This is a genomic window from Mediterraneibacter butyricigenes (genome assembly GCF_003574295.1).
GTDB classification, from domain to species: Bacteria; Bacillota; Clostridia; order Lachnospirales; family Lachnospiraceae; genus Mediterraneibacter_A; species Mediterraneibacter_A butyricigenes.
This window is the reverse complement of sequence record NZ_BHGK01000001.1, coordinates 1-14,126: the sequence shown is the minus strand read 5'-3', so window position 1 is coordinate 14,126 and position 14,126 is coordinate 1. Positions and strand designations below refer to the sequence as shown.

The window sequence follows — 14,126 nt, the reverse complement described above, 5'->3', positions numbered from 1 at the left end:
AGAGAATACGCTCTTTTATTGTCCGAAACTCAGCAAAATTCTATCTGGTGATATTTAAGTTGTCCAGAATTTCCCGCTGCTTTGCTTCCATTTCCAGACGTTCTGCCTCTTCCATATGGTCATAACCAAATAAGTGTAACATACTATGTGCAATAAGGAAAGCAAATTCGCGCGTTACCGAGTGGCCATAAGCCTCTGCCTGCTTCAGAACATGTTCTTTTGAGATCACGATATCTCCCAGCATCAGTTCTCCTGTCTCCGGGTGAAAACAGTCATTCAATTCCTCCAACTGTTCCATTCCGATCCCTTCTGCCCGGGAAAACGGAAGCATGGGAAATGACAGAACATCAGTAGAACGATCAATTTGCCGGTATTCTTTGTTCATCTCACGAATCATCTCATCATCGGTTAATAACAGGTTGACTTCCGCCTCATAAGGACATTGCAGATCATCCAATACCCCGTTTATCACAGTCTCTGCAATCTGACGACAGTCAATATCCAGTCTGATATCCATACTTTCTTCTTCTATATATAAACTCATGATGACCTCTTTCTCGTATAATTCCGTTCTTTGGTACGATTGGATTTCTTTTCATAATCTTCATAGGCCTTTACAATCTTCTGAACCAGAGGATGACGGACTACATCCTTATTTGTCAGAGTACAGATCGCAATATCGTCGATGTTGCGAATGACTTTGACTGCCACATCCAGTCCCGATACCGTGCCGGAAGGGAGATCCTTCTGGGAAGAGTCTCCGGTGATCACTACTTTAGATCCAAACCCAATACGGGTCAGGAACATTTTCATCTGTGCCGGTGTGGTATTCTGTGCCTCATCCAGAATGATAAAAGCATTGTCAAGGGTCCGTCCGCGCATATATGCCAGCGGTGCCACCTCAATCAACCCTTTTTCAGAATTCTTCAGGAAACTGTCCGCACCCATGATCTCATATAACGCATCATATAAAGGCCTCAGATAAGGGTCGATTTTACTCTGAAGGTCTCCCGGAAGAAAGCCTAATTTTTCTCCGGCTTCAATTGCAGGTCTTGTCAGAATGATTCGGTTGACTTCATTTCGTTTAAATGCAGTGATCGCCATCGCCATCGCCAGATACGTCTTTCCGGTTCCGGCAGGACCAAGTCCAAAGGTAATCATTTTCTCGCGGATCGCATCCACGTATTTCTTCTGTCCCAGTGTTTTGGGTTTGATCGGTTTTCCCTGTAAGGTATGACAGATCAGATCCTTGTCGATCTCTACCAGATCGGATTCTCTGTCATCATAGACCAGAGAAATCGCATAATCTACGTTTTGTTCGGTAATGGTATTTCCCCGTTCCGAAAGGGAAAGCAGTTGTTTTAAGATCCGCACCACCTGATCTACGCAGGAAGCCTCACCAAGAAGTTTGACTACTCCATCCCGTGCAATCAACGTGACGTGAAACGTCCGCTCTAATTTTTTTGCATATGCATCAAACTGCCCAAACACATTTTTTTCATGTTCTGCAGGTATTTCAATCATTGTTTCCGAAAGACTCATTGGTTTCGTTCCTTTCTTCCAGTGTAAGAATATGGCTGGGCGATCGTTCCCCGATTGGTTCCGTCATCCGGACGGTTCCCCGTGCGGTCGCCTGATTTTCGCCTATGTGTATTTTAACACTATTTCCCGTAATTTGAACCCCTTTTTTTTCGGTGCCCTCCCGAAACTCCTGAAATCTTTCTGTTAAGATTTTTTGCAGTTCTTCCCTGGAATACTTCTTCTCTTTCTGCGTATACTTTTGACGAATGATTTTTCCGCAGGTTATGGGAAAGATGGTATCTTCCCCAAATGTCCGTTCCGTGGAAAACACTTCCATCTTCTTCTGATTTCTTTTAATCTTCCCGCTCTGGATTCTCATCCCGTTTATCTGAAGAAAGAACACCGGAAGCGCACTCTTTTTTTCATAGTCTTTCCACTGATAAGCAAGTGAAAGACTATCAGCATAATCCAGCGTAGTTTTTGCCAGAATATCCGCGTCAGCCTGACAGGCTTCGTAGGCGATAATTTCTTTCGAATCATTGTAAATCGGAATCTGACCGGAAACAAGGATCTGACCTTTTTTCACCGAATCCCCTGCCTTTACAAGCGGAACCCCATTTCTTGTAATGATCTCTGTGATGGTTCCGTCTTTTGCTGCTACCAGATCCATTGCATCCTGCGTCTCATCACCCGCATCTTTTGAACCGTCTTCTGAAACAGAATCCGAATTTCCGATCACTTCCAACTGTTCTTCCTTTTCCCGGATCTGAACCTTCAGACAGCCGCCTTCTATGGAAGTTGTAACCCAGACAATCCGGTCAAACGCATTGCGAAGCAGCAGATCCGTCGCTTTACAGTCGATTCTGCGGTTCAGACTTCCTACCGAAACCTTATGTTCCCATAAGAAGCGGCGAATTTCCTCTTCCGAATAACTGTGTGTCCCGGAAATCTTAATCTGCCATACAAAACAGGTATAAAAAAATATCAGCAACACACACAGGATTCCTCCGGCAAAATAAGGGATCCTCTTTTGACTCTCCGCCAGAAAGAACGGAAATCCATAGCGCCGGATCATCTTGAAATGTGTTCCTGATTTTCTCAGAATCGGCTTCAACCGGTATAGATCTGTCAGCGAAAGATACAGCTCATATCCTCCATCTTTCGGCATAATTCCCCAGATCCGAATCTGATGATAATGGCACAGGTTCAGAAACCGTTCCGGCGAATACCCGGTGATCCGAATTTTCAGATATCCCCTGAAATACTGTCTTCCCAAACGAAACAACGCTTTTCCCTTTCTACTCCTTTCCATGCATACAACCAAAAGGTTTCGTGAACCTTTTTACCCGAAGCAACACTTAGAATTTATTGATATTCAATGGTACCGATTTTCCCGATAATCTTCATATCATCATTGGAATAATAAATGATAGTAAGACGGTTCCCGTCAATTTTAATATATCCGGTTCTTGTCTGGATCCGGATCCGTTCCGATGTATATTCTAAGATTCTGCGATAATTTTCTACACACAGTTCCGAATCTCCGGTTATCGTCAGGATCGGCATTCCCATAGATACATCTTTTGGGATCTGTGCACTGTCTGCAATATGATTTTTTGCCTGTTCCAGTCCGTTTTGCAATGAATGTCTCATAATATAAATGCCATACATATCCCTTTATGAGAGTATATGCATGGCATTTTAAAATATGTGATATGATTTTCGTCTTACGATGGAGTACTTACAGATATTTTGACATCTCATAGAGCGAGTCATAGATACAGGTCGGTTCTACATCAGATTCTACAACCGTCTGCATATCCGCCTCTCCGGTCAGTACCAGAAAGCCTTTTGCCCCATTGTTCACACCTGTGGCTACGTCTGTGTAAATCCGATCTCCTACAAATGCGATCTCCTCTTTGGAATAACCGGTAATTTTCAGAACCATATCCATGGTTTCCTTGCAGGGCTTTCCGAGAAATCTTGGTTTCACCCCCGTAGAGGAAATGATCAGGTCACACATGGCACCGCAGTCCGGAATAAATCCGTCTTCTGTCGGACAGTTTGTGTCCATATGCGTTGCTAAAAACGGAACTCCGTTTCTCACAAACGTACAGATTTTTTCCAGTTTTTCATAAGTCAGTGTCTTGTCGAAGCTCTGAATCACTACGTCCGGATCTTCCTGTACCAGGTTGATCCCCGCATCCAGAAAACTTTGCTCCAACAGAGGCGTTCCATTCAAATAGATCCGTTTTCCCGGATAAAAGCTTTTGATAAACTCAATGGTTACATCGCCGGCCGTTACCACGTCAGATTCATCCACTTCCAGCCCCATCTTTGCTAATTTCTGTTTATAGAAAGAAGAAACACGGGAGGCATTATTGGTGAAAAACAGAAATTTTCGTCCTGTATCCTCAACCTTATGGATAAAATCCAATGCCCCGTCTATGATCCGGTCTCCCAGATAAAAGGTTCCATCCATATCCAGTACAAATAATTTCACATCTTTTAAAGCTTCTTCCTTTGAAAGACTCATATCGTGTTCCTCCTGCTGTTATTTATTTTCCGTAGTCCTCGTCCAGAACCTCCTCCAGAAGTTCATCCAGTTCGCCTACTTCATATAAGAACTGGATAGCCGCATACCGGTCTCTCTGTTCTTTGGAATATATGGTGATATCTTTCATATGCTCTCTGGTAAAACCAAAAGGCACTGCTGTCGTCCAGCCGTTCAGACCGCGGATACACGGTTCTGCCAGTTTTGCCTGATCCATTGTACCACGAATCACCGATAAAATCTCAGATTCATGCTCTTTGATTCTTTTCAGTCTGTCCTTTACGTTATCCGGATCATTCCGTTTTTCTTTTTCATACAGTTTAATGATCGGATCCGCAGCGGATGTGAAGACACGACGAATTTCTTTTACCCATGCGTCATAATCAAATGCTTCTGCTTTCTTTGCAGCCGCCTCGTAGTCGATTGGACGTTCCAGGAATTTTTCATACAGTCTGGTGATGATGCAGGTTGCCATTCCCACACACGTTCCATGGAGTTCTCCGTATTCTCCGTTCAAAAGAGACGTCATCTCCATGACATGTGCCATAGAATGTTCTGCAGCCGATCCCGGTCTTGAGGTATTGACATAGGACATTGCGATTCCGCTTAAAACCAAGGCTTCCATCAGATCCTGTAAAGCTTTCGATTCGCGTTTTTTCAGTCCTTCAATATTCTGCACGGTTTTCTGTGCCGACAAAAGCATCAGGTCTGCCACTTCCTCACAATATTCTTCTCCGTTGATGATATGGGACAGCTTCCAGTCATTGATATCCAGGAACTTCGCCATAATATCGCCTACACCTGCTGCGATCATCTTCTCCGGTGCGGTTGCCAGAATATCTGTATCGCCGATGATTCCGCTGGCGCATTGTCCCGGAAGAGAACGCTTTAAGTTGTCGATGATCACCGGCGAAACATCCGATGCATAACCATCCATAGAAGGTGCTGTTCCGATAATATAATACGGCATGTGTCGATGGAACGAAATATATCTGGTAATATCATTCATCGTTCCGGAACCAACTGCGATCATCATCTTGATTCCTTCCGGAAAATGATCATTCAGTTCCTTGATGTGACCTTCCTCCGTATGCATTTTTTCATAAGGATAAATATAATGCTCTACCGGATATCCTTCCTCTTCCAGCATATGAAAGACTGTTTCTCCGGCAACCTTCCAGGTATTCACATCCGATACGATCAGAAGCTTATCCTCTTTTGTCAGAGGACTTCCATCCAGAAGCTTTTGTTCTTTCAAAAATTCTGGAAGTTTCCGGAGCGCGCCTTTTCCAATCGCGATATGGTCGATCATACCTTTATGTACCTTCCCGCAACTGCATGGATGGGAAATGGTTGCCAGTTCGTTAATAGGATACTCGATCAGTTTCATGAGAACAGCCCCTTCCTGTTATGTACTATTTATTTTCCAGTGCCAGTTTTACCAGACGCTCGTAAATGTTTGCATCACTGAGTGCTTTATAGGCATCTTTGTAAATCTGGAAGTAACGGTTATAAAGTTCATGATTCTTCATATTAGGGTTGTAGACTTCTTTCTTACGAAGCATTCTGTCTACTGCCTCTTCTACCGTCTCAAACAATCCTGCTCCGAGAGCTGCAAGAATCGCTGCTCCAAGTGTGGTTGCCTCTTCGATATCCAGAGTCGTACAGGTCTTGCCATACATATCTGCCTGAATCTGGCACCATACCGGGCCTTTTGCTCCGCCGCCGTTTAACAGGATCTCATTGACTTCCATACCATTGGCGATCATCTTTTCGATAATTTCTTTTGCCTCATAGGTTACACCTTCCATGATGGCTCTTGCCATATCTTCTCTGGTATGTCCGAGAGTAAATCCGATGAAGGTTCCTCTTGCAAACGGATCCCAGTGAGGTGCTGCTGAGCCTGCCAGATATGGAATACAGATCAGTCCGTTACATCCCGGATCTACTTGTTCGATTTTTTCGTTGATCACATCATAAACGCTCATGCCTTTTTCCTGTGCTACCAGATTCTCCTGATAAGCAAATTCATTTCTGAACCACTTATAGGAAGCGGCTGCCGCGTTCTGAAGACCTTCACTCTCCCATTTTCCTGCGATTGTATGTGCAGAACATGGCATTTCCATGGTCGGATCCATATTCGGTTTGTCCATATAACCAAGGGTTACTCCGGAAGTTCCCATTGCCACTTCAATGACACCGGACTTGATAGCGCCTGCACCGATTCCGGCACACTGCTGATCTCCACCACCGGATACCAGAAGCGTTCCTTCTGCAAAACCGGTCAGATAAGAAACTGACGGTGGAACTTCTCCCAGGATCTTTCCGGACGGAACCAGTTTCGGAAGTTTCTTCGGGTTGATGCCCAACTTCTTGGTCAGCTCCAGATCCCACTCAAACTTATTGATATCCATCAATCCGTACATGGAACCGTTGGACCAGTCTTCATAATATCCTTCCACTCCCAGTTTATGAAGGATTCTTTCCTGATCCAGTACAAAGAGGTCTGCTCTTTCGTACAGTTCCGGCTGATTTTTCTTCAGCCACATGATCTCTGTTACCGGAAGAAGGGTTCCTACCGGCATTCCGGTAATCTTATAGAATTCTTCTTCCCCGATGATCTGTTTGATCTCTTCTACTTCTTCGAAGGATCGGGCATCCTGCCAGGAAATCGACGTACAGAGTGCATTTCCGTCTTTATCGATCGGTGTGATGGTACATCTTTGTGTAGAAAGACCGATTGCAACAATTTCTTTCGGATCCAGACCGGATTCTTCAATCGCCCGACGGCTTGTCTCACAAGTTTTGGTCCATGTCATTTCTCCGTCCTGCTCTACCCAGCCGGAACGTGGAAATGTACAGGGATATTCGGTATAGGCACTGGACATTACTGTCCCATCAAGGCCGAAGATCATAACCTTTACACCAGTTGTACCGATATCAATACCACATACATACTTGCCCATATTCAGTTCCTCCTTTTTCTGCATGCCTTTTGCATGCGTGATACTTCGAATCCGCTGACCCTCGTGCGGATTCTTCGCTCTCGGTTGTTATGTGGTAATTATACGCAAGAAGAACGGAATTGAGAATATAGAAACTTCTTTCAATAACAATTCTGTCAATATTAAAAGAGCTGCCGCAAAATGCGACAGCTCTTCTCAGAAGACATCATGGCATATGTATTCTAAAGTGGTTCATCAGCCTTTCAGGTCGAAGATTCCGCCCTTGGACTCCTCATAGATTCCCCAGAGATCCAGAGCTATTCCTAACTCTTCATATTCTTTTCCTGCTTCACGCAGAGTCTTACCTGCAAGGACTGCATCGATACCCTGACGGAATGCTCTTGCACCGGCAGCAGGTCCCATCGGATGTCCGTGAATTGCTCCGCCGGCTGCGATCATTACGTCATTACCGAACTTCTTGATCAGATCTTCAATATGTCCCTGTGTGGTTCCGCCGCCCGGCATAGGGATAATCGGTTTGATATCGCCTAATGGAGACAGCATCTTATATCCTGCACTGATGAAAGAATCCATAAGCATTGGGAATTTGCCGTATGGAGACAATGCGATAACCATATCAAGACCAGCAAGTCTCGGGAGTGTAGCTCCGATCAGGTTAATGCTCATACCTGACCATGGAGACTCATATACAGCTCCTGTATAGTCAGAGTGAGCAAGAATCGGTACATTAATGTCTGGGTCTTCAGCCAGCATTCTGGCGGCATCAAGACCGATTGTATTGTAGTTAACCATCAGACAGTTTCCGCCGTTCTCGATAACTGTCATTGCATTCGATTTCAGTTTTTCTGTACGGTCTGTAATATTGAATGCGTACAGAGTCTTTTCGCCTTTTTCTTCGTCTGCTTTCTTGATCGCCGGTACAACAGCTTTGACACGGTCTACCAAACGGCAGTGCGGCGGGTCACAAACCAGCTCATCGTCCTTGATAATATCCACACCACCGCGGGCTGCTTCATAAGCCAGCTCTGCAGTTTTCTGCGGATCAAGACCTGTACATGGCTTGATCATATTGTTCAGAAGCGGTCTGTCATAAACGCCCAACAGATCACGGATACCCTGAACACCGAATTTCGGTCCCTTGAATTCTTTCAGGAATGAATCCGGGAATTCAAGATCTAACAATTTGACTTTTCCGGAACTGGAAATATTTCCAATAACAGAACTGAGCATCATTGCGAAAGATGGTCCGAAGTTTGTAGCCGGGAAAGCGATTCTTACGATGAAATGTCTTTCGGTTACATCACTTGGAATTTCCATCTGATATGCCGGTGCCTCATATACACCAACAACACGTCCAATACTTCTGTTACGAACTTCTTCTGTTTCTCCAGGAACCTTCAACCATGTTCCACAGGTCTGCTCAATTGCAAGAGCTGCTGCAAATTTCAGGCTGTTTGTGGATGGCTTTGTAGCACAATAATATGTAGCGATTACGAAATGGTCTTTGTCTAATGCCTCCGGATAAGATACTGTGATTGGATCAATATACATATGTTCTTCCCTCCTGTTGAAAATTTGAAATTTGTCTTTTAAGGACTTCGCGAACCTTATGCTTTTAGTATACTGATTTTTTCCAATCTGAACATATAGAAAGTTATTTCAATAATCCCATCAGTTTTTCCGCCAGATGATAGTCGATGATCAACACATCTGCCAGATTTCCCTTTAAGATAGCCAGTACGGAATGAGCCTTCTGACTGCCGGATGCCATCACGACTTTACATGGAATCTTCCGGTAAACATCCAGGTCAATGGCAAGGGTTCTGTCTTTTAAAGAAGTCTCACATTCCTGTCCGTCTTTATCAATAAATCGAAGGGAAAGATCAGTATAGGCATCTTTTCCCCTTAGGGAAGCAATCTCTTCTTCAGACAGGAAATTACTGCGTGCAAGCAGAGAATCAAAATTTGGATAAAAGGAACCCAATCCGCTGACCGCAATGGTAATCTTTTCGAACAGCTTGAAAACCTCTTCAAATCCAGGCTGTTTCTTCAACTTTTCTGCTTTCTCTTTTGTTTCATAGAGACCGGGTGCCACAAAAGAGACATTGCGTCCGCCAAATGCCATGGCCGCACGACGAACCAGCGATTTTACCTCCAGATTCTGATTACAGTTGGCGATACTTCCATGCATAGTCACGATACTTGCATTGACTTTCCGACAGGGATTTAAGTACTGGATCATATGATACATGGTTCCGCCCCATGCAAGTCCCAGTACGTCACCGTCTGTAATAACTCGCTGCACATATCTGGCACCTTCCAGCGCTACTGCTTTTTTGATGTCCTGTCGGTTCTCTTCTGTTTCCTGTTCTTCCACCGGAACGACCATCACCGTATCCAGGTGAAAGTAGTCTTTTATTTTTTCCGCCATTTTCTGACAGCTTAAATAGGGCTCCGAAATATGAAATTCAATGATATGTTCCTCTTTTGCTTTCTTCAAAAGTCTGGAGATTGTAGCAGAGGATAAACCAAATTCTTCTCCGATTTCCGCCCTGGATTTTTCTTCTACATAATATTGATATGCAACCATACTTACAAGACAGGTGGACTGGTTGTAGACTTCACTTTTCATCGTTTTACGCTTCCTCCCTTATCATCAATCCTGCATAAATATTTCTTCCACGACCCGAAGATACTCCGAAACACTTCCGGATTTCTTCAGTTTTTTAATCAGTTGCTTCGATCCATCAAAGGACTCCCATAAATAGAACCATAATTCTTTCATTTTAAATAACACATTCCGGTCTCCGGACATTTCTTCTATGTAAGCATCCAGAAGTGCATCATGAAAACTTCGTACTTTCTGTTTCCAGACAGAAGCATCCATTTCTTCTGATTCAAACAATTTTTCGTACAGGCAGGGAGCTCTCAGGATTCCACGTCCCAGCATCATCGCATCCGTATTAGGAAATCTTTTCCAGAAATTTTCAATTTCTTCTTTACAGAACATATCTCCATTATAGCATATTGGGCAATTTTTTATCCTATAAGCCGCTTCGTAAGCCTCTATATGGGGCGTTCCTTTGTAGAATTCTTTCTGGATCCTTGGATGTATGATCAGTTCTTCCAGTGGAAATTCAGAATAAATGGAAAGAAGTTCTTCCCATAACAGAGTATCATCCCGACCGATTCTGGTTTTAATCGATACTTTTAAGTTTGTTTTGGAAAAAATTTTATCCAGAAATTCCCGCAGTTCCGCAGGAAAAGCAAGAAATCCGGAACCTCGCCCCTTGGTAATCACCGTTTTCGAGGGACATCCAAGATTCAGATTGATTTCCCTGTATCCGTATTGTTCCAGTTTTCCGGCCGTCTCGAGAAAACCTTCCGCCTGATTGGTAAGAATCTGAGGAACAACATACATTCCTTCATTATTCTCCGGAAGGATTTCTTTCTTTTCTTTTGTGGTAAGATCACGCTTGGTATGAGGACATAGAAATGGAGTAAAGTACTTGTCCATAGATTTAAAATGTGCATGATAAGTCCGACGGAAGGTCGCATTTGTGATTCCTTCCATCGGCGCAAGATAATATTGATATCTGGTCATTAGTTAAAACTCCCTGATGCTAAAATCCAGAGAAACTTTCAGAGTAAATTTCAGACTTGAATTCTGTCTGCAATATCATTACTGATGGCCAGTTTGTGATCTCTCGACTTGATGATCAGACCTGCAGAAGATTTCTGAAGTACATGAATCAGACATCCCTCTTCAATCTGACAGTTCTTTATAAAATCGATCACTTCCGGTAATCCAAACATCCATTTAATCGTGTAAGAATGACCGGGAACTGTTGTAGATAGAGCCTGCATGATAACACCTTCTTTTTCTTTTTATTAAGACTAATTATAAAAGCCTGCCCATCGGTTAGTCAACGGTAATTTGTCAGTAAATTTATGAAAATTGTCTTATTTTTTTGAAAAATGTTATCATTTTCATTTGCCCTGATTCTCTGGAGATTTCTCGATGATTTTGCCTGTAATACCTGCTTTCTGTCTCTTACTGTTACAGTTTATTTAACGAATTGCTTTAAATATTGATTTGTCAACTCTACGGCTTCCGAAATACACATCGGACAGCTTAAAAGAACTTTTCCTGTCTCAACTCCCTTTAATTCCCTACAGAGATAAGAGCCATTTTTCTCCTGGAATGCCAGAATATTTTCCTTTATTTTTCGGTAGGTGTCCCCCTTTGTCACTGTTCCTTTTGAAAGATCACCCACACTGTTCTTCATGCCGATCGCCATCGCCATTCCAGAAAGCGCTCCACACATTTCCATGATCCCCATTCCAAGACCAAATCCCTCTGAAATTCGAAACGCCACATTTTCATCTAAATCCAGTTCCTCGCAAAATGTACATAAAACTGCCTGTGCACAGTTATAGCCCATATGATGATAAACATCTGCCTTTTTCTTCTTTAATTCCAGATACATTTTTTCGGAAATAGGAAGGCTTAGTCCTGCTTTTCGACCTTCCCGCACAATATAACCGCTGAAGGTCTCACACTCGGAAATTTTACCGCTGGCCACATCTCTTTGTAGCGAACTGGTCGCATTGTCTGCATATTCATGATAAAACCGATGTATAATCGCATCAATGTCATCCTGTGTAATGGCGATGTTCTTCTTTTTTGCCACCATCCATGCTTCCTGAATCAGTGCTTCATACTCTTTTGACTTTTCAGCGTCCGTTCGGAGTTCTCCGATCGTCTGATTATAGACCGCAGTTTCTACATTAAATGCACAGTTCAAAATGTATTTCTTCCAAATCTCTCCCTCAATCTTATCCGATACTTTGTGATCAATCTGTGCGCCCTCTCCGGATAATATTTCCGATACTTCTCTGACTTTCTGCTGTTCTGCTTTTGTTGCATTTGTAATTCCGATCCGCAAGCTTGCAAAGTTCCCCTGCTGCGTAATCGAATAATCTGGATTACTGAATGCCACAATATAAATCAGAGAATCTACGACGGTTCCTTTTCCCACATATTTTCGAATGTTATCACCGGGATCTACTCCATTCATCACCGGAATGATAACCGTATCTTCTTTTACGGCATGCTTCATCGCCAGACAGACGTCTTTTAAGGAATAATTTTTTACACAGACAAAAATATAATCCTGTGGTTCCAGATCCTCCACCGTAGTAACATGTGCCGGAACGGTTCGAAACTCGCCTTTATAATCACTGTGCAAAACAAGTCCGTTCTCCTCAATCTCTTTCTTTCTGGGTCCTCTGGCCACAAATGTTACATCCGAGTAGGCATTTCCCAACAGAGCTGCGATGTATCCGCCGACTCCGCCGAGTCCGATAACGGCAATCTTTTTCTTATTATAATCCTGCATGTTCCTTACTTCCTTTTACTTTTTTTTCTTCTCGTTTACTGCTTTTTTCCGCTTTCATTCTTCAGTCTTTTTTGTTGATCAACTGGATTGCAAATCCGGCAATTTCATCCTGCAAATAAATCACATAGATACTTCCATCTTCTCTTCTTTTTGCGGAATCCATGTTTATTTTAATCTCTTTCTCTTCAAAATACTGTAACGCTTTCTCCATGTCATCGGTATAGAATGCCAGATGTCCATGTGTTCCGACCGGATTACCTGCCATGATTTCAATTTCATGTCCTACAAAAGGCGAACCTTTTCGGTTGGTACGTGCTTCCAGACCAAACATCGCTGCCAGAAGATTTACTTTTTCATTTGCTTCTTCCCTGCTGTCGGCATTTACTCCTACATGTGAAAACTCAAATTTAGGCTGATCCATTTTATTTCAACTTCCTTTCTTTTCCTTATTTTTCGTACATTTCTTTTCGTAAATTCAAGAAGGACATTACATTCTTCTGCGCATCTTTGCAATTCTATCGCAGACAATCCCTTCTCTTTCTTTGATCATTATATTACAGATTCATTATTTATGATAGGGTTCTCCGTTTATAATCCGATAACTTCGATAGATCTGCTCCAGCAAAATCACACGCATCAACTGATGCGGAAAGGTCATTTTCGAAAAGCTCAGCGCATAATCTGACCGCTTCAGAATTTCATCTCCAAGACCGATGGATCCTCCGATCACAAAGATGATGTGACTCTTCCCCTGAATGCCGAGCTGATTGATTTTTTCCGACAATTCTTCCGAAGTCAACTGCTTTCCTTTGATTTCCAGCGTAATGACATACGCATCCTCCCGAATATATTTCATCAGTCGTTCCGCTTCTTTGTCCCGGATCTGTGTTTCCAGAACCTGACTGGCATTTTCTATCGTTTTTTCGTCTGCCACTTCCACAATTTCCAGTTTACAATATCTGCTGAGACGTTTTGCGTATTCAGCAATGGCATCTTTCAAATATTTTTCCTTTATTTTCCCTACAGTCAGTATCGTAATCTTCATATCGCTCTCCGATGTTTTTTATCATATGTCAGGCAATAAAAAAGGGATGGATTCCTCCATCCCCCTGTCAGACTGTTTTATTTATTTTTCAGGAATTCATCAATTCCCTTTGCGCCTGCTTTTCCTGCACCCATAGCAAGAATAACAGTTGCTGCACCTGTCACGGCATCACCACCGGCATATACGCCTTCTTTGGATGTCTTTCCGGTTTCTTCTTCTGCAATGATACATTTTCTCTTGTTGATCTCAAGACCTTTTGTGGTAGAAGAAATCAACGGGTTCGGAGAAGTACCAAGAGACATGATTACGGTATCTACTTCAATCTCATACTCAGATCCTTCGATCTCTACCGGACGTCTTCTTCCGGATGCATCCGGCTCACCAAGTTCCATCTTGATGACTTTCATGCCTTTTACGTTTCCGTTTTCATCTACGATGATTTCCTTCGGATTTCTCAGAAGATCAAAGATTACGCCTTCTTCTTTTGCATGATGAACTTCTTCCACACGGGCCGGAAGTTCTGCCTCACTACGACGGTAAACAACATGAACCTCTGCGCCGAGACGAAGTGCGGTTCTTGCAGCATCCATTGCCACGTTACCACCACCGACAACAGCAACCTTCTTACCTGCTGCGAT

Annotated in this window: 15 protein-coding genes; all 15 read right to left on the bottom strand. The window is 43.1% G+C overall.

Annotated elements, in window-relative coordinates; translation table 11 throughout:
- Positions 1–40: 40 nt before the first annotated feature.
- Entirely contained in the window at positions 41–544 is a 504-nt protein-coding gene (gene ybeY / locus KGMB01110_RS00075) for an rRNA maturation RNase YbeY (RefSeq protein ID WP_117602251.1), read from the bottom strand.
- On the bottom strand, positions 541–1,542 hold the full coding sequence (locus KGMB01110_RS00070) for a PhoH family protein (protein ID WP_119297251.1): 1,002 nt from the start codon (positions 1,540–1,542) through the stop codon (positions 541–543). Before KGMB01110_RS00070 ends, ybeY begins: the two co-directional genes overlap by 4 nt.
- A complete protein-coding gene (locus KGMB01110_RS00065) occupies positions 1,517–2,833 on the bottom strand; it encodes a sporulation protein YqfD (RefSeq protein ID WP_117602253.1) in 1,317 nt (438 codons plus the stop codon). The genes KGMB01110_RS00070 and KGMB01110_RS00065 overlap by 26 nt, the downstream gene beginning before the upstream one ends.
- Before the next feature lie 53 nt (positions 2,834–2,886).
- Complete coding sequence (locus tag KGMB01110_RS00060) at positions 2,887–3,174, bottom strand: YabP/YqfC family sporulation protein (protein ID WP_117602585.1); 288 nt, start codon at positions 3,172–3,174, stop codon at positions 2,887–2,889.
- A gap of 88 nt (positions 3,175–3,262) precedes the next feature.
- On the bottom strand, positions 3,263–4,057 hold the full coding sequence (locus KGMB01110_RS00055) for an HAD-IIA family hydrolase (RefSeq protein ID WP_119297250.1): 795 nt from the start codon (positions 4,055–4,057) through the stop codon (positions 3,263–3,265).
- Positions 4,058–4,079: 22 nt separating this feature from the next.
- The gene (locus KGMB01110_RS00050; RefSeq protein WP_117602255.1) at positions 4,080–5,465 is read right to left on the bottom strand and encodes a sn-glycerol-1-phosphate dehydrogenase; all 1,386 of its coding nucleotides are present in this window, start codon (positions 5,463–5,465) and stop codon (positions 4,080–4,082) included.
- 25 nt (positions 5,466–5,490) lie between these two features.
- On the bottom strand, positions 5,491–7,041 hold the full coding sequence (locus tag KGMB01110_RS00045) for an FGGY-family carbohydrate kinase (RefSeq protein WP_117602256.1): 1,551 nt from the start codon (positions 7,039–7,041) through the stop codon (positions 5,491–5,493).
- A 234-nt stretch (positions 7,042–7,275) separates the two neighbouring features.
- Positions 7,276–8,592, bottom strand: coding sequence for a RuBisCO large subunit C-terminal-like domain-containing protein (locus tag KGMB01110_RS00040; protein ID WP_117602257.1), 1,317 nt, complete (start codon positions 8,590–8,592; stop codon positions 7,276–7,278).
- Positions 8,593–8,695: 103 nt separating this feature from the next.
- Positions 8,696–9,673 carry a sugar-binding transcriptional regulator gene (locus KGMB01110_RS00035; RefSeq protein WP_119297249.1) on the bottom strand — a complete coding sequence of 326 codons (978 nt, stop codon included), beginning with the start codon at positions 9,671–9,673 and terminating at the stop codon, positions 8,696–8,698.
- A 24-nt stretch (positions 9,674–9,697) separates the two neighbouring features.
- On the bottom strand, positions 9,698–10,645 hold the full coding sequence (locus KGMB01110_RS00030; RefSeq protein WP_119297248.1) for a tRNA dihydrouridine synthase: 948 nt from the start codon (positions 10,643–10,645) through the stop codon (positions 9,698–9,700).
- Positions 10,646–10,695: 50 nt separating this feature from the next.
- Positions 10,696–10,908: a ferrous iron transport protein A gene (locus KGMB01110_RS00025; RefSeq protein WP_117602260.1), complete on the bottom strand. Its 213-nt coding sequence runs from the start codon at positions 10,906–10,908 to the stop codon at positions 10,696–10,698.
- A 200-nt stretch (positions 10,909–11,108) separates the two neighbouring features.
- The gene (locus KGMB01110_RS00020; RefSeq protein WP_117602261.1) at positions 11,109–12,443 is read right to left on the bottom strand and encodes a 2-dehydropantoate 2-reductase; all 1,335 of its coding nucleotides are present in this window, start codon (positions 12,441–12,443) and stop codon (positions 11,109–11,111) included.
- Positions 12,444–12,504: 61 nt separating this feature from the next.
- Complete coding sequence (locus tag KGMB01110_RS00015) at positions 12,505–12,864, bottom strand: VOC family protein (protein WP_117602262.1); 360 nt, start codon at positions 12,862–12,864, stop codon at positions 12,505–12,507.
- 144 nt (positions 12,865–13,008) lie between these two features.
- Entirely contained in the window at positions 13,009–13,488 is a 480-nt protein-coding gene (gene rlmH / locus KGMB01110_RS00010; RefSeq protein ID WP_117888332.1) for a 23S rRNA (pseudouridine(1915)-N(3))-methyltransferase RlmH, read from the bottom strand.
- 77 nt (positions 13,489–13,565) lie between these two features.
- Positions 13,566–14,126 (bottom strand): FAD-dependent oxidoreductase (locus KGMB01110_RS00005; RefSeq protein WP_170141666.1); only part of this gene is annotated, 561 nt, incomplete at its 5' end.

Excerpts from the sequence above, each read along its gene's own strand:
- KGMB01110_RS00070 (WP_119297251.1), bottom strand. The coding sequence starts at position 1,542 with ATGAGTCTTTCGGAAACAATGATTGAAATACCTGCAGAACATGAAAAA.
- KGMB01110_RS00040 (WP_117602257.1), bottom strand. The coding sequence starts at position 8,592 with ATGTATATTGATCCAATCACAGTATCTTATCCGGAGGCATTAGACAAA.
- KGMB01110_RS00025 (WP_117602260.1), bottom strand. The coding sequence starts at position 10,908 with ATGCAGGCTCTATCTACAACAGTTCCCGGTCATTCTTACACGATTAAA.
- KGMB01110_RS00055 (WP_119297250.1), bottom strand. The coding sequence starts at position 4,057 with ATGAGTCTTTCAAAGGAAGAAGCTTTAAAAGATGTGAAATTATTTGTA.
- KGMB01110_RS00020 (WP_117602261.1), bottom strand. The coding sequence starts at position 12,443 with ATGCAGGATTATAATAAGAAAAAGATTGCCGTTATCGGACTCGGCGGA.
- KGMB01110_RS00045 (WP_117602256.1), bottom strand. The coding sequence starts at position 7,041 with ATGGGCAAGTATGTATGTGGTATTGATATCGGTACAACTGGTGTAAAG.
- KGMB01110_RS00060 (WP_117602585.1), bottom strand. The coding sequence starts at position 3,174 with ATGAGACATTCATTGCAAAACGGACTGGAACAGGCAAAAAATCATATT.
- KGMB01110_RS00015 (WP_117602262.1), bottom strand. The coding sequence starts at position 12,864 with ATGGATCAGCCTAAATTTGAGTTTTCACATGTAGGAGTAAATGCCGAC.
- KGMB01110_RS00065 (WP_117602253.1), bottom strand. The coding sequence starts at position 2,833 with ATGGAAAGGAGTAGAAAGGGAAAAGCGTTGTTTCGTTTGGGAAGACAG.
- KGMB01110_RS00035 (WP_119297249.1), bottom strand. The coding sequence starts at position 9,673 with ATGAAAAGTGAAGTCTACAACCAGTCCACCTGTCTTGTAAGTATGGTT.
- KGMB01110_RS00050 (WP_117602255.1), bottom strand. The coding sequence starts at position 5,465 with ATGAAACTGATCGAGTATCCTATTAACGAACTGGCAACCATTTCCCAT.
- ybeY (WP_117602251.1), bottom strand. The coding sequence starts at position 544 with ATGAGTTTATATATAGAAGAAGAAAGTATGGATATCAGACTGGATATT.
- rlmH (WP_117888332.1), bottom strand. The coding sequence starts at position 13,488 with ATGAAGATTACGATACTGACTGTAGGGAAAATAAAGGAAAAATATTTG.
- KGMB01110_RS00030 (WP_119297248.1), bottom strand. The coding sequence starts at position 10,645 with ATGACCAGATATCAATATTATCTTGCGCCGATGGAAGGAATCACAAAT.